This is a genomic window from Acrocarpospora pleiomorpha (assembly GCF_009687885.1).
In the GTDB taxonomy this organism is placed as follows: Bacteria; Actinomycetota; Actinomycetes; order Streptosporangiales; family Streptosporangiaceae; genus Acrocarpospora; species Acrocarpospora pleiomorpha.
Genome location: NZ_BLAF01000006.1, coordinates 234,463 through 249,390, shown reverse-complemented (window position 1 = coordinate 249,390; position 14,928 = coordinate 234,463). Strand labels below are relative to the sequence as shown.

Below are 14,928 nucleotides of genomic sequence, written 5' to 3'. Positions count from 1 at the left end.
GCCTGTGGCGTATGCCTCCGTCGCCGAGGGAGGACCGGACGGCGGGCAGGAATCGTTCTCGACTTCCACGGAGGTCTCAGTACGCGTCCTCCCGCCCGGCGGCGCTTCACCCTCGCCTGGCCCTCCACCGACCGGCCGCGATTCGCACGATCCTTCGACCTCACGAGACCTTTCGCCTACTGACTCGACCTCACGTGACAGTTCGTCCACCGGTGGCAACTCGACCTCACGTGACGCTACGTCCGCCGGTGGCGATTCGACCTCGCCTGATCGTCGATCACCTGGGGGCGGTGCATCCCGCCATGATCCGGACTCACCGCACAGCGGTCCTGGCAGTTCGCGATCATCTGGATCCGGCCTGCTGCCATTCACCGGCACACATGGCCTCACGGTCCTGATCTCAGGCGGAATCCTAACCGTCCTGGCAGGAGCCCTGCTCGCCTTGATCTCGATACGCCGAAACGGCGCCGAATAACGGCGAGCAACCATTCATTCCGCTAGGCGTTAATGGGAACGCCCACGACGGCGTTCCCATTAACCTAGAACGGCCAGCCGGCCGAATTTCCCCGCTCCAGCAGGGGGATCAGCTTGAAGGTCGCGTCCGACATTCCACCGAACTCGTGCCTGTTGGCCTTACCCGTGGGCATCGCCGCGTGGCGGTAACCCTGGAGGTTGAAACCGTACATCGGGATGTGCTTCGGAACGGCTTCGGTGACATTGCCGCCGTACCCGTTCATGGTCTGCATGTCGGACAGGATCACGACGCGGTCGTGGCCCTGGTAGGTGCGGCGGATCGACTCGGCGATCTGGGTGCCGTGCCCCACCTCGCCGATACGACCGCAGAACCTGCCGACTTCCTTGAGCACGGACGCGCCCGCGTTGATCTTGTGCAGGAACACGCCGTCGGCGAACCCGCACAGGTCCACCTGCTCGCCCTTCGCCGCCAGCGTGACACCGAACAGGGCCGCCGCCTGGACCGGAGTCACGGTCGACCTGGCCGAGATCGCGCCACCGCTCATCGACGCGGACGTGTCCACCAGCACGAGCGTACGCCCGCCGAACGTCGGCACATTCTGGGTGGCCAGCGACAGCGCCTTGTCCAGCGCGTAACCCCAACGCAGCGACGGAGCCGCCTGGTAGGCCGAGTAGAACCGGAACGGCAGCTGCCGCGACCGCGCCACCTCATCCGGGTCGGAGAGCTTCGCGATCACCCCGTTGGCGACCTCATCACTGATCCCCGCTTCGTCGAAATTGCGCAGGTTACGCAGATTGGCCATGTAGCCCATGGACGGCAGAATCGCCTCCCATGCCTGGGCGTCCATCGGCCCCTGCAGCCAGCCCGCCAGCGCCTCCCAGGTGATGCCCGCCGCCGCGAGCCGCTCCGGCTCGGAGAGCACCGCTCGCCGCTCCCCCACCGGCAGAGCAAGCAGCTCGGCACGGGCGCGGAGCATGCGCAGCGCCTCCGGAATCGGCTTGTCACGGCCATGCCGGCGGTCGAGCGCGTGCGCGAACAGGTCGCCCTGCCAGCTCACCTTGTCGGCGTGCGGAGCCGGGTGCACCAAATCGACGACGTCACCGAACCGGAAACCCTTGGAGTCGCTGTCGTACTTCGCCAGGTTCCGCTCGGAGTAGAGCCGCCGCACCGCGTCGGCGACGCCGCGCTTGACCGGCTTCGGGATGGTACGGCCATAGCGGGACGTCCAGTAAGCGAGCGCCTCACCCGGCTCGTCCGCTCGCTGGAGCACGCCATCGACCAGCTCCCGGTTACCCCCGTGCAGACCGGCCGCCAGGCGCGCCCGTACCGACTCCAGCGCCGCGACCACCGGCGCGGACCGCATGTTCGCGGTGCCACGCAGCCACGGCAGGAACCGCGACATCCAGTCCACGTCCTCCACGGCAACCTGGTGGACCAGCGCGCGGAACCGCTCGTCACGGGCGCCCGCCTTCTCGTAGAAGGTGTCCTCGCCGACCATGTTCGAAATCGCGAGAAGGAAGAGCTCGCCCTTGGCGTCACGTACGTATCCGGGCGCGCCCTCGTGCGTGAGACCGGTCGGATTGGCCTCCGTGGTAACCGGACTGAACACGGCCGCCTGGGCCTTGCCGGAATTGAACTTTGACATGAAAGGGCCCCTTCCTTAAAATGGGGAGAGGCCCAATCTTCAGAAGTCGTGCCCGAGATCAAGGCGGCGACGGACACTAAGCGCTCTACCAAACTGAGCTACGTCCGGCGGGAGGGCCGGGCGGCAGGATTCGAACCTACAACCTCTCGATCTCGAATCGAAGGAACCGTAGCCTGCGCACCGGGCACGCTGCTGAGATTGTGCCTCTCCGAGATCAGAGTGCCAGCGGTTGTCCGGGTTCTTCACACCCCTCGGCCAGACCCGAAATCCGGATCCACCCGAGCGGGCGTGAAGAAGTAACCGCAAACGACGCACCGGAGAGGTGCATATGAAGTTGTTCACCACGCCAATATCGGCGCGATGAGCTCCGCCAGCTCTTGGCAGGAATAAGCAACCGGAACTTTCGCGCCTGAAGCATTTCCTACGTTATCCGGTTCCCTGCGACATCACATCTGAATATTGCGCCACCCTTTGGAGGCGCTGCGACAGTGCGCCTTTCATGCTCTACAGCTTCAGGTCGAGCCAGACGAGGCGGTGGTCGGAGCTGGGGAAGGGGAAGACGCCGGAGAGGCGGGACAGCGGGTCGGTTGAGACCGGCCAGAAGACGCCTCCGCCTGTTGTCTTCAGCCACTTGGCGGGGAGCACGTAGTCGGCCCGGAGGTTGCCTGGCGCCGTGTCCGCGAAGTCCGCCGTGTCGTACTTGGGGTCGCCGGTGTGGGTCGCGTTCGCTCCGCCCTGCAGGGCCGACGCCTCCGCGGCCCCATCGCTGGAGGGCGTGAAGCGACTGTTGATCTTCGGGTGCTCGAGCAGCTGCTGGATCGCCTGGCCGTAGCTGTCGCCGTCGTTGGGGTCGGCGTTCTCGTCGCCCGCGATCACGAAGGCCTCGCCGGGCTTGAGCCCGCCGCGCCGGCCGCGGTCGTCGTAGATGTAACTGTGCCCGGGACGCACGTAGTCGGCCCAGAACCGGATCTCGTCGTGGTTACGCCGGCCGTTGCGGTCCTCCGCCCCGTCGAAGGTGGGCGGCGTCGGGTGGCTGACCAGGAAGTGCACCGACTGCTTGCCGATCCGGATGGGCAGGTCCCAGTGGGTCTTGGAGGACAGGCGGAACACCGCGAGCTCCTCCGCCGAATACCAGTCGGCGGGTGCGGCGGTCGCGGCGTCGTCCGGCAGGAGGGCGCCGGGCATGTCCTTCCAGAGGAACTTCTGGAAGGTCCGGGCGTTCCGGAGGTCGATCGGGTACTTCGAGTAGACCACCAGGCCGTACTGGCCGGGGAAGTTGCCGAAGCCGAGGGCGTCGTCGCCGTAGCCGGGGGCGCCGGGCGTGGTGACGGTCGCGCCGTTGTTGTTGAGGTCGAAGCCGGAGGCGATGCCGGTGTTGCTCGGCGCGGTGAAGCGGTACCGGTACGAGATGGGTTTCGCGCCGCCCTGCCCGACCGACAGGTAGTTCTGCTCGAAGAGCCGCGCGGCCGTGCCGTTCTCGTCGTAGTCGAACTCGTTGATGAGGACCACGTCGGGCCGCGCGCGCTGGATGATCTCGGCGATCACCTTCGCCTGGGTGTTCGCCGGCGTGGACAGGTCGCGGACCAGGTCGCCTTCCGCGTTCCGGTTGAGAGACGCGTTGAAGGTGGCGAAGCGCACCTTCTCCGAACCTTTGGTGCGGTGGCCATTGTCCGCGGTGGCCGTACCTGCCCACAGGGGGGCGATAGCCACTGCCGCGGCGACGGCCAGGACACGCCGGAAGATCATGATTACTCCTACGATTGGATTCAGGCGGATCATGGCATTTATGGCCATAGGCACCTATGGCCCGAATCCTCAACAACCCCCGTGACAAATTGGCAACCGTATGGCAACCGCCAGCCTGCGAGTTCCTTGCCGGTCGCCCTTCGCCACGACTACAGCGAGAGATCAGAGCACCACAGAGACAGTTTTTTGTAGCGCTGGACGAAGGATTTCATCTTGCTGAAACCTAAGGTGGGAGCGTGCTGGGTAGAGTCCCGACATCCTCGACAACGTTGATCCATTCATCGGCATCGCGGCCACCGACCTGCCTGAAGCGCGCGGTCTGGCCGCTACTTGGTGGTGGCCGAAACCTCAGGTAGGCAACACCCATCCGGGTGCTACGTCGCCGCTGGGCATGGTTTCGGCCTGCGCCTATTCGGGTGCGTACCCAACCGGATACGGGCGGTACCGGAAGAACACCGAGGGCGTGCCCGAGGAGATGTTCGAGAAGCTGCAGGCGTCCGGGTTCACCCATTTCCAGCAGTCCGGCACCGGCGCGATCCGCAAGTACTACAACTACGTCCGGGTCACCCCGATGGTGCAGCCGCTGGACGTGCTGGGCGAAGCCTGGCCGCTGCGCGACGAGGTGGCGGAGGCGGGCTACTACGCGGCCACGCTCGACACCGGGGTTCGCTGCGAGCTCACCGTGGGCACCAAGGTCGCCGTGCATCGGTACACGTTTCCGGAGCACAGCAGCGCTCGGGTCGTGATCGACCTGTCCTGTGGTGGCTTGGCCATCGAACTCGGCCGGACGGTGCCGTTGCGGGCACAGGTGGAGAACATGGGTCACGGCCGGGCCCAGGGCACGGTGGTGATGGAGGGTGTCCCGCTGTCGGTGTACGTGGAGGTCGACAGCCCGGGCTGGCGGCAGATGCTCTGGTACGACCGGCGGCTCATCGACGGCGGCACCCGCCTGGACTTCGACAGCATCCGGCACACCACGCTGCGACCTTTCGGCATGCTCTTCATGGGCCCGGCCGTAGCGGGGCAGACCATCGAGGTGCGGCTCGGGTTCTCGCTGCGCGGGTGCGACCAGGCGCGAGAGAACCTGGAACGCGAGTGCGGGCACGCGCGCCCGGCGTTCAACGCGGTACGTTCCCAGACCCAGGTTCGCTGGGGCGATCACCTCGACCGCGTCCGGGTCGAGGGTGGCACGCCGGCCCGCCGCACCGTGTACGCGACGGCGCTCTACCACGCGCTGATCAAGCCGTGCTTCGGCGACGACGAGAGCCCGTTCTGGCCGACCCCTGGACCGTACGCGTTCGACGTGTGCACCATGTGGGACATCTACAAGACGCAGCTGCCGCTCCTCGCGGCCATCGTCCCGGACCGGGCCGCAGACCTGCTGGAGTCGCTGATCAGGGTCTGCGAGGAGGAAGGCAACTTTCCCATCGGCTACCGGATGGCTCGCGGCGCCGACCGGTTCTTCCGCCAAGGCAGCGCGCTCGCGCACACCGCGCTCGCGGACGCCCACGCGCTCGGCCTGCCCGGCCTGGACTGGAACTGGGCGCTCGTGCACATGGCCGATGACCTGCGCCGCATGTACGGCGAGGACTTCTTCGAGCACGGCGTGGTGCACCCGATCACCCACACCCTCGACCTCGCCTACGGCCACCACTGCACCGCACAGGTAGCCCGGGCGCTGAACGACAAGCGCCTGGCCAACGACCTCGAGGATCGCAGCCGCCAGTGGACCAACGCCTTCGACCCGAGCACGGGACTGCTGCGCGACTCGGAGTTCTACGAGGGCGGCAAGTGGAACTACTCGTTCCGGCTGCTGCACGACATGGCCGCGCGGATCGCCCTGGCCGGCGGCGACCAGGCCTTCATCGACAAGCTGGACAAGTTCTTCGGCTTCGGCGCCGCCCCGGTGAAGCAGCCCGGCCAGCGCCCGCACCCGGCGGAGATGGCGGCCGGATACGCCCTGAACCGGTTCGAGGGCTTGAACAACGAGCCCGACATGGAGGCGCCGTGGGCCTACCACTACTCGGGCCGCCCCGACCGCACGGCCGAGATAGTACAGTCGGCATTGACCTGGCAGTTCGGTACGGGACCTGGCGGTCTGCCCGGCAACGACGACTCCGGCGGCCTGAGCTCGTGGTATGTCTGGGCGTCGCTGGGGCTGTTCCCGATCGCCGGGCAGAACCTGTTCCTGATCAACGCGCCCGCGTTCGAGCGGGCCGTGCTCCGGGCCGGCGGCAACGAGTTCGTCATCGAGACCAGCGGCCACCGCGAAACACCGATCGGTGTCGACGGCATCGATCGTGACCCACCCGCGCAGTACGTCCAGTCGGCGACCCTCAACGGCAAACCCCTGCACGCGACGCACCTGAGCGCCACCACCGTGCACCGTGGCGGCCGGTTGCACCTGCGCCTGGGCCCGGAGCCCTCGGCGTGGGGACGGCAGGTCCGGCCCCCGTCCCTTTCCGATCCGCCCGCGACATAGGAGGAAGCACGATGACCACCCCCCGTCGCCGTCTCGTCATCGCGGTCAGAGCTGACCCGGTCATCTGCGGCCACTCCGGCGAAGCCCGTAACCTCGCCGAGGTGGCGCTGACCCGCGGGTTCGATGACGTACGGCTGCTGACCTGGCCTATTTCGACGCTGCAGGCGGCCGGGCTGCCGCTCAAACCGCTGGACCGGCTGCTGCCGTACAGCCCTGGGATCACCGTGGAGCGGCCCGAGGCGGTCGGCGACTACCGGGTGCCGGACGGCCGCCACCAGGCGGGCCTCACCGGCCGCCTCGTCGAGCTGCTCGCCGAACCGGTGCCCACGACCTGCCTGTCCATGTATCTCATGCCGCACGCCGCGGTGGTCATGGACGCGGTCGCGTCCGCGCGCGCGGCCGGGTTCGCGCCCAACGTCCGCACCATCGTGAAAGCGGTCGGCTCCGACGTGACCAACGTGATCCGGTCGTGCCTGCGGGAGGACAGGTTCGGCGCGGCGACCCTGCTGTTCACCACATTCCTGGCCAACGACGAGGTCGTCGCGGTCTCCGAGTACACCCGCGAGGAGATCATTGCCTCGGCCGAGCAGGTGGACGCTCGCTGCGGCACCACGTTCGCCGATCAATGCCGTCGCCGCGTGACCGTCAGCTACCCCCCGATCGACTCCGCCGCCTTTCTCGACCTGGATCCGGCGCACGTGGACGCCGCGCTCGCGAGACGCGGTCTGGAGCGTGACGGGTACATCCTGTTCCTGTCCCGGGTGACTCCGGCCAAGGGGATCTACGACCTGCTGACCGCCTTCGGCCGGATGCGCTGCCGGTCACGCGTGAAACTGGTCGTCGCCGGCACCGGGCCGTCGCTGGAGCAGGTCCAGGCGCTGGCCAACCAGGACGACCGGGTGGTCGTCCTCACCGATGTCGACGATCACGAGAAGCCGCTGCTCATGCGCGGCTGCGCGGCCTACGCCCTGCCGACCAAGCCCGAGCCCGACTTCGTCGAGACGTTCGGCATCGCCCTGGCCGAGAAGATGCTGGCCGGCGGTGGACCGATCATCACCACCATGACGGGCGGGACCCTCGAGGCGGTCGGCGACACCGCCGTCATCGTCGAGCCCGGCGACATCGGCGCGCTGGCCGCGACCGTGGACCGGGTGGTCCTGGACATGTCCGCCGCCGAGCGGCAGGACCTGGAACTACGCGCGCGCACCCGCGCGATGGCATTCGACCGGGCCGCGGTCTTCGACGACCTGTTCCCCCAGGAGGCACTCGCCGCCGGGGTTCGCTGACGACCGGCCCGTGGCTACGCGGGCTCTCCGTGCTTAGCATGGGCGAGATGGACGGGCTGTTCGAACGCGGACGTGAACTCGACGAACTCGACGCCCACTTCGCGCGGGCCGCCGCCGGAGCGGGGCGTCTGGTGGTGGTCGAGGGACCCGCCGGGATCGGCAAGAGCCGGCTGCTGGCCGAGATCCGGCGTCGCGCGGAGGGGTCCATGCGCGTGCTCTGGGCCCGTGGCAGTGGGCTCGAAGGGGAGTTCGCGTTCGGTGTGGTCCGGCAGCTGTTCGAGGCGGAGCTGGCGGGGCCGGAGCGCAGGGAGGCGTTGCTCGCCGGTGCGGCGGTCTCAGCGGCGGCGGTATTCGGCGAGCCGGACTCCGGCGCGGATGGTGGGGGCGCTACCTTCGCCTCCCTGCACGGGCTGTACTGGCTTGTTCTCAACCTGGCGGAGGATGCTCCGCTGCTGCTGGCCGTCGATGACCTGCACTGGTGCGACCGGCCGTCGCTGCTGTTCCTCGCGTACCTGGCCCGGCGACTGGAAAGCCAGCCCATCCTGCTGCTCATGGGCCTGCGAGACGCCGAACCCGGCACCGACCCCGCGTTACTCGGGGAGATCACGCATGACCCGGCCGCGATCAGCGTCCGTCCCAGGCCGCTGAGCGGGGCGGGCGTGGCGGAGTTCATCAAGGAGCGCCTGGGAATGGCTCCGGACGGGGGGTTCTTGGCCGCCTGCCACGAGTCCACGGGGGGCAACCCGCTCCTGCTCAGCCAGCTTGTCACGGCGCTGCGCAGCGAGGGCGTGCGCCCGGATGCCGGGCACGTCGGGCGCGTCAAGGCCATCGGCCCCCAGGCGGTGTCGCGTACGGTCCTGCTGCGGCTTGCCCGCCTGCCGGCCGAGGCCCGGGCGGTCGCCCAGGCGGTCGCGGTGCTGGGCGACGGGGCTGGAATCCCCACGGTGGCCAAGCTGGCCGACGTCGCGGAAGGGCGCCTGGCCGCAGCGACGCGCGGCCTCGCCCATGCCGACATCCTGCGCCCGGAGCTGCCACTCTCCTTCGTCCACCCGCTGGTGCGCGACGCGATCTACCATGAGCTGTCCCCCGGGGAGCGCGAGCTGCAGCACGCGCGGGCGGCGGCGCTCCTTCGGGACCGCGGTGCACCCGCCGAGCAGGTGGCTGCGCAGCTGCTGCACACCTCACCGCGCGGTGAGCGCTGGGCCGCCGAGTTGCTGCGGGAGGCGGGGCGCGACGCGATGCACGCCGGAGCGGTGGACAGCGCCGTCGCCTACCTGCGGCGTGCGCTGGATGACACCCCTGCGGACACCGACCGGGGGCGGCTGTTGCTGGAACTGGGCGCGGCGGAAGTGTTCACGAGCGGCCAGGCTGCGGCGAAGCACCTGGCCCTCGCCTACGAGGAGTTGGCCGAACCCGCCTCCCGCGCCGCGGCGGCCGGGCTGCTGGGCAGGGCGCTGCTGTTCCTGGGATCAGCCGAGGAGGCCGCGTCGATCGCGCGGCGGGCGGCGACGGAACTCCCGGACGAGTTGGACGACCTTCGCATGGGACTCGAGGCGTTCGAGTTCATGACCATCATCTTCAGGGCGGGCGACCCGCGACACCTGTCTCGTCTCCGCGAGTACCGCCGCCTCCCCGGCGGAGGCCCCGGTTCGCGAATGCTCGCCGCCATGGCCGCGTGGGAGGCGGTCTGCACCGATGGCAACGCCGCGGAGTGCGCCGCGCTGGCCCTCGCGGCGCTCGCGGGCGACCACCTCAGGGCGGCCGATCCCGCCCTGATCGTGTTCGCGGCGATCGTCACCCTCGTCGTCACAGACCGTCCCGAGGTGGTCGAGGTCTGGCAGCCGGTCATCGCGGACACGCACCGGCGCGGGTCGCTCTTATCGGCGGCATCGATTCATATCTGGCACGGCTTCAGCAACCTGCGGCGCGGTGACCTGGCCGCGGCCGAGGAGTCACTCCGGACCGCCGAGAGCGAGTTCGCACTCTGGGGTCACGCCGACTCCTCCGTCAGCATCTGCCGCACCTTCCTGGCCGAGACCCTGCATGAGCGTGGCCGCTCCGATGTGTCCGGCCTGCTGGTACGCCTTGGAACGATCGATCCCGGCGAGAACACGACGGGCTGGTGGCTGGGGACGCGGGTGGTGCTGCTCACCGCCGCCGGCCGTGCGGTGGAGGCTGTGGCCACGGCCGACGAACTGGCGGCGCACTGCGCGGCCATTCCCGATCCCGCGAGGCTCTGGTGGCGGTCGCTGAAGGCCGAGGCGCTCGACCGGCTGGACCGCCGCGCGGAGGCGATCGAGCTGACCAGGCAGGAGCTTGAGGTCACGCGGGAGTTCGGCGCGCCGTGGTCGCTCGGGCGGACGTTACGGGTGCTGGGCGTGTTGGAGCGCGACGAAGACAGGCTGCGGGAGGCCGTGTCCGTACTCGAAGGATCCACCGCGCGGCTGGAGCACGCGAAGGCGCTGGCCGCACTCGGCTTCGCGCTCAGACGGGACAGGAAGCCGACCGAGGCGCGTGAGCCGCTGCGGCGGGCCCTGGAGGTGGCCAGTGCCTGCGGCGCGGAACGCCTCGCCGAACAGGTCCGCTCGGAGCTGCACGCCAGCGGCGCCCGCCCGCGGCGCGACGCGCTCAGCGGCGTCCAGTCGCTCACGCCCGGAGAGCGCCGCGTCGTGGACCTCGCGGCCGCCGGGCGCACCAATCGCGACATCGCCCAGGAGTTGTACGTGACTCCCGGGACGGTGGAGGTCCATCTCTCCAACGCGTACCGCAAACTCGGGATCCGCTCGCGGTCCGAACTTGAGCGCGTGCTCGCCGCGATCACTTAGGGATTCCTAGGGGTCCCCACTCGAAATCCTTGGGGCGGTTGTATGGGATCCGCCTCGATGCCCGCCGGGCCGCCATCGCCGGATGCTGGCGGGGACATCGAGTGAAGGGATCTTCAGATGACAATCGTCGACATCGCGAGCGACCTGGGCCGCATCGTCCACCCCGACTACCCCGAATGGGATGCCGCCCGCGGGACCTTCAACCTGCTGATCGACCAGCGCCCCGAGGCGATCGCCTTCCCCGCCGACGATCGCGAGGTGGCCACCGTGATCGCCTACGCGCGCCGGCGCGGTCTCCGCATCGCCGCCCAGGCCACGGGACACAACCCCGGCCCGCTCGGCTCGCTGGCGGGCACGCTGATCCTGAACACATCGGCGCTGACCGGAGTCTCGATCGACGCCGACGCCCGCCGGGTCCGCGTCGGCGCCGCGACCAAATGGGAGAAGGTGACACCACGCCTGTCCGAGCTCGGGCTCGCGGGTCTGCACGGCTCCTCGCCGGACGTGGGAATCGTCGGCTACTCGCTCGGCGGCGGGATCGGCTGGCTCGCCCGCAAGTACGGCATGCAGGCGAACGCGGTGACCGCGATCGAGCTCGTCACGGCCGAGGGCCATCTCATCCGCACCGACCCGGCACACGAGCCCGAGCTGTTCTGGGCGCTGCGCGGCGGAGGGGGCAACTTCGGCATCGTGACCGCGATCGAGTTCGCCGTTCACCCGGTACGCGAGCTCTACTCCGGCGCGATGTTCTTCCCGATCGAGCGGACCTCCGAGATCCTCCACGCATGGACCGACCTGCTGCCGGCTCTGCCCGAGGAGATCACCACGTGGGCCACCATCCTGCACTTCCCGCCGCTGCCATCCGTCCCCGAGATGTTTCGCGGACGCTCCTTCATCATCGTCATGGCGGCGTTCCTGGGCACCGAGCCCGACGGGCGCGAACTGCTGCGACCGTTACGCCTGCTCGGCCCCGAGATGGACACGTTCGCGACCCAGCCGCCGGCCGCCCTCAGCGAGCTCGCGATGGACCCGCCCGACCCGCTGCCGTACTGGACCACGACCGCTCTGATCGACGAGATGCCGTCCGCCGCGATCGAGAACGTGGCGCGGATCGCCGGCCCCGGCTCGCCACTCACGATGGTGCAGTTCCGCCACATGGGCGGCGCTTTGGCCCGGCACGAGCCGGGCGCGGGAGCGCGCGCGACGCTCCCCGGCCACATCGCGGTGTTCGGCCTCGGAGTCGTCCCCGAGGCGGCCGCGAAGCCGGCAGTCCTGGCGGAGCTCGAAGCCTTGTCCGCCGTCTTCGCGCCCCACCGCGTCGGCGATTACCTGAACTTCGTCGAGGAACCGGCGGACGGGAGCGCCTTCTTCGACACCGACACCTGGAATCGGCTTCGTCGTGTCAAGGCCCTGTACGACCCGGACGACTTGTTCCGCGGCAACCACCACATACCACCGGCGTAGCTGTCACCTTTTGCCGTGCGGGTCAGATGCGTTGAGCGTCTCGACCACCTGGTCGTAGTCGCCGCGCATCTCGCCGTAGCGCAGGAACTTCACGCGCTCGACCTGGATCTCCTTCGCGTCGGGCTGCGCCCGGAGCAGCGCGACGACCTCGGCGACGAACTCGTCGAGCGGCATCGCGAACTCGCTGTCCTCCTGGCCGGGAAGCAGCGAGGTGCGGACCGACGGCGGCTCGAGTTCCACGACCTTCACGCTCGTGTCGGCGAGCTGCAGCCGGATCGACTCGCTGAGCATGTGGATCGCGGCCTTCGACGCGTTGTAGCTCGGTGTGATCTTGAGCGGTGCGAACGCCAGGCCCGACGAGACCGTGACGATGGTGGCGTCGGGCTGTGCCCGCAGGTGCTGGATGAACGCGGCGATGAGGCGGATCGGGCCGAGCACATTGGTCGTGATGACCGATTCGGCCGAGGCGAGGAACGACTCGGGCTGGTGCCAGTCCTCGATGCGCATGATGCCGGCCATGGTGACCAGGATGTTGAGGTCCGGGTGTCTGGCCAGCACGTCCTTCGCGGCGGCGTCGATGCTCGCGGCGTCGGCGGTGTCAATCCGTACGGTGTCGATGCCGGGGTGCTCCACCGCGATCCGGTCGAGCAGTTCGGTGCGGCGGCCTCCGACGATGACGGTGTTGCCCTCGGCCCGCAGGGCGAGGGCAAGGGCCAGGCCGATGCCGCTCGTGGCCCCCGGGATGAAGATCGTGTTTCCTGAGATTTTCATGCTTGCAGTCTGAGCGGCGGGCGGCCACCGGTGCAGAGAGCGCTTATCGGGGGATCGGCGATCCCTGGCTGGCGGTCGTGAGCTTTCGGGCGCGGGGCGGATACTGAACGCATGGACCGCAGAGCACTCGCCGACTTCCTGCGCCGTCGCCGTGAGGCGCTGCGGCCGGAGGATGTCGGGCTCCCCGCGGGCGCGCGCCGCCGGACCCCGGGACTGCGACGCGAGGAGGTGGCGGCTCTCGCCGCGATGTCGGCCGACTACTACACGCGGCTTGAGCAGCACCGCAGTCCGCAGCCCAGCGAGCAGATGCTCGCCTCGCTTGCCCGCGCGCTACGGCTGACGGGCGACGAGCGCGACTACCTGTTCCGGATAGCCGGACATAACGCCCCAGAGTCAGTGACGACCGCGACGCACGTCGCCCCCGCGCTGCTTCGGGTGCTTGACCGGCTCCACGACACCCCGGCGCTCATCCTGTCCAACCTGGGCGAGACTCTGGTGCAGAACCGGATGGCCGACGCTCTGTTCGGCGACAAGTCCCGCTATACGGGCCTGGCCGGCAGCGAGATCTATCGTTGGTTCACCGATCCGTCCGAGCGGCTGCGCTATCCCGAGGACGACCGCGACAGGCAAAGCCGCGCCCAGGTCGCGAACCTGCGCGCCGCCTACGGATCCATGGGCCCTCAGTCCCGGGCTGGCGAGCTCGTACGGGCGCTGCAGAAGGCGAGCGCGGAGTTCGCCGAGATATGGGATCGGCACGAGGTCGCGAAGCGTTTCGAGGACCATAAGACGCTCATCCATCCCGAGATCGGCCCGATCGAGCTGGACTGCCAGGTGCTGTTCACCGAGGACCAGTCTCAGGCGCTGCTCGTGCTCACCGCTCCCCCGCGTACCGAGGGGTACGAGAAGCTGCAGCTACTCGCCATACTGGGCCAAGAGCACTTCGTCAAGAGCGGCTAGCCGCTCCGGATCCGTCGGCCGCCACGCCAAGGAAACCACGAAGCGTGACCATAAGAGCCCACAGAGTGATAATTGTGCATGCATTCCGTGAACAAGGCTCCTCTGAAGGACGGCATAGAGATCATGATGAGAACAATGATCATTGCGGCCGCGGCGATGGCGCCCGTGCTCGCGCTCACCGGCACCGCCCTCGCTGACCCCGTCGCCCCATACGCTCAGGCGGTGGTCCGGGTCACCAAGACCGGCGCAGTCGTGAGCTCCAAAGGCGTGATCAAGGTCACCAGAGTCAACGTCGGCAAGTACTGCATCTACCTGGACCGGCGCATCTCCGCCGCCCGGTCGGTTCCGATCGCCACCCTGCAAGCAGGCGCGGACCGGGGCAGCGAGATCTACGCCAGCACCGACAGCATCTATTGCGGTGCCGGCTCGAACACGGTCCTGGTTTACACCGGCACCAACGGCCAAGCCGCCAATCAGCCCTTCTTCGTCCAGGTTCCCTAAGCCCTCACCGGCAGCCTGGCCGACAAGGCACGGACGCCCGCCCCGCGATCTCGGGGGGCGGGCGTTTCGCGTGCGTCTATCGAACTGCTCGGCAGATGATGCCGTCGGAAGGGCCGCGGAGGGCGGCCATGATGACGTCGGCGGTGAGGTGCTTGCAGGCCAGGTAGGGGTCTCCGGTGCCCCGGAAGATCAGGCCGGAGGAGCCCGACGGGGTGTAGCACCTGAGGCCAGAGGCCTCGTAGAAGCCGATCCAGGCATCGGGGTGGATCTTGGCGGTGCAGTATTCGCCGATCGACAAGGGCCCGAACGGGATGTCGACGATGGCGGCCTGGGCCGGGGTGGCGGCGGAGAGGAAGCCGACCGAGGCGAGAGCGGCGGTGGCGATGAAGGCGAACACACGGCGGAGCATGGGAACCTCCCGGGTTCTACGTCGTCACCCGCGAGTATTTATTAGGAAACTTTCCTATGCAAGACCGATTTGTAGTGCGAAAACAACTGCCTTTATGCGAGTCACGAACCCGACGTGACGGGATCATCCACTGACCCGCGAAGGCCTTGAACCCCGCTCCACGGCCGGTCAGGACGGCTCGACCGAGGTTGCTGTCGTCTGGGGGGCGGGCTCGGGAAGACATCCCGCGTTCTCGCGTGCACGGCCACCCACCAAGGGCTGCTGCCCTTCAGCTGCGGAGCCAGACGCCTGGTGCCGACGTGCCTCGAATCGAGATATACCGTTGCTGGATGGTTTACACCGAGGAGCGGGTGACCACGCGGGCGCG

The 14,928-nt window shown here is 68.7% G+C and carries 10 protein-coding genes and 1 tRNA gene; 6 read left to right on the top strand and 5 right to left on the bottom strand.

Annotated elements, in window-relative coordinates; genetic code table 11:
• Positions 1-539 precede the first annotated feature (539 nt).
• From Aple_RS05565 to Aple_RS05555, 3 genes are all read right to left on the bottom strand, one after another.
• Positions 540-2,120, bottom strand: coding sequence for a TROVE domain-containing protein (locus tag Aple_RS05565; RefSeq protein ID WP_155343370.1), 1,581 nt, complete (start codon positions 2,118-2,120; stop codon positions 540-542).
• A gap of 115 nt (positions 2,121-2,235) precedes the next feature.
• Positions 2,236-2,304: transfer RNA gene (locus Aple_RS05560), tRNA-OTHER, on the bottom strand.
• 320 nt (positions 2,305-2,624) lie between these two features.
• On the bottom strand, positions 2,625-3,866 hold the full coding sequence (locus Aple_RS05555) for an endonuclease/exonuclease/phosphatase family protein (protein ID WP_155343369.1): 1,242 nt from the start codon (positions 3,864-3,866) through the stop codon (positions 2,625-2,627).
• Positions 3,867-4,122: 256 nt separating this feature from the next.
• Between Aple_RS05555 and Aple_RS05550 the strand changes: the two genes are divergently transcribed.
• The 4 genes from Aple_RS05550 (at position 4,123) to Aple_RS05535 (ending at position 11,923) form a co-directional block, all read left to right on the top strand.
• Positions 4,123-6,348 (top strand): GH92 family glycosyl hydrolase, encoded by a 2,226-nt coding sequence (locus Aple_RS05550; protein WP_155343368.1) that lies wholly within the window; start codon positions 4,123-4,125, stop codon positions 6,346-6,348.
• 11 nt (positions 6,349-6,359) lie between these two features.
• Complete coding sequence (locus tag Aple_RS05545) at positions 6,360-7,634, top strand: glycosyltransferase (protein ID WP_155343367.1); 1,275 nt, start codon at positions 6,360-6,362, stop codon at positions 7,632-7,634.
• Positions 7,635-7,681: 47 nt separating this feature from the next.
• The gene (locus tag Aple_RS05540) at positions 7,682-10,459 is read left to right on the top strand and encodes a helix-turn-helix transcriptional regulator (protein ID WP_170321297.1); all 2,778 of its coding nucleotides are present in this window, start codon (positions 7,682-7,684) and stop codon (positions 10,457-10,459) included.
• 117 nt (positions 10,460-10,576) lie between these two features.
• The gene (locus Aple_RS05535; RefSeq protein WP_155343365.1) at positions 10,577-11,923 is read left to right on the top strand and encodes an FAD-binding oxidoreductase; all 1,347 of its coding nucleotides are present in this window, start codon (positions 10,577-10,579) and stop codon (positions 11,921-11,923) included.
• A 3-nt stretch (positions 11,924-11,926) separates the two neighbouring features.
• Here the strand turns inward: Aple_RS05535 and Aple_RS05530 are convergent, their stop codons facing one another.
• Positions 11,927-12,694 (bottom strand): SDR family oxidoreductase, encoded by a 768-nt coding sequence (locus Aple_RS05530; RefSeq protein ID WP_155343364.1) that lies wholly within the window; start codon positions 12,692-12,694, stop codon positions 11,927-11,929.
• A gap of 111 nt (positions 12,695-12,805) precedes the next feature.
• On the opposite strand from Aple_RS05530, the gene Aple_RS05525 reads away from it, so the two are divergent.
• Positions 12,806-13,651, top strand: a complete 846-nt coding sequence (locus tag Aple_RS05525) for a helix-turn-helix transcriptional regulator (RefSeq protein ID WP_155343363.1) — start codon at positions 12,806-12,808, stop codon at positions 13,649-13,651.
• A gap of 135 nt (positions 13,652-13,786) precedes the next feature.
• The gene (locus Aple_RS05520; protein WP_155343362.1) at positions 13,787-14,152 is read left to right on the top strand and encodes a hypothetical protein; all 366 of its coding nucleotides are present in this window, start codon (positions 13,787-13,789) and stop codon (positions 14,150-14,152) included.
• 76 nt (positions 14,153-14,228) lie between these two features.
• Here Aple_RS05520 and Aple_RS05515 read toward each other — a convergent pair whose 3' ends face one another.
• A complete protein-coding gene (locus tag Aple_RS05515) occupies positions 14,229-14,561 on the bottom strand; it encodes a hypothetical protein (RefSeq protein WP_155343361.1) in 333 nt (110 codons plus the stop codon).
• Positions 14,562-14,928: the final 367 nt, after the last annotated feature.

Coding starts and splice junctions, on each gene's coding strand:
- Aple_RS05565 (WP_155343370.1), bottom strand. CDS start 2,120: ATGTCAAAGTTCAATTCCGGCAAGGCCCAGGCGGCCGTGTTCAGTCCG.
- Aple_RS05555 (WP_155343369.1), bottom strand. CDS start 3,866: ATGATCTTCCGGCGTGTCCTGGCCGTCGCCGCGGCAGTGGCTATCGCC.
- Aple_RS05545 (WP_155343367.1), top strand. CDS start 6,360: ATGACCACCCCCCGTCGCCGTCTCGTCATCGCGGTCAGAGCTGACCCG.
- Aple_RS05540 (WP_170321297.1), top strand. CDS start 7,682: ATGGACGGGCTGTTCGAACGCGGACGTGAACTCGACGAACTCGACGCC.
- Aple_RS05535 (WP_155343365.1), top strand. CDS start 10,577: ATGACAATCGTCGACATCGCGAGCGACCTGGGCCGCATCGTCCACCCC.
- Aple_RS05530 (WP_155343364.1), bottom strand. CDS start 12,694: ATGAAAATCTCAGGAAACACGATCTTCATCCCGGGGGCCACGAGCGGC.
- Aple_RS05525 (WP_155343363.1), top strand. CDS start 12,806: ATGGACCGCAGAGCACTCGCCGACTTCCTGCGCCGTCGCCGTGAGGCG.
- Aple_RS05520 (WP_155343362.1), top strand. CDS start 13,787: ATGATCATTGCGGCCGCGGCGATGGCGCCCGTGCTCGCGCTCACCGGC.
- Aple_RS05515 (WP_155343361.1), bottom strand. CDS start 14,561: ATGCTCCGCCGTGTGTTCGCCTTCATCGCCACCGCCGCTCTCGCCTCG.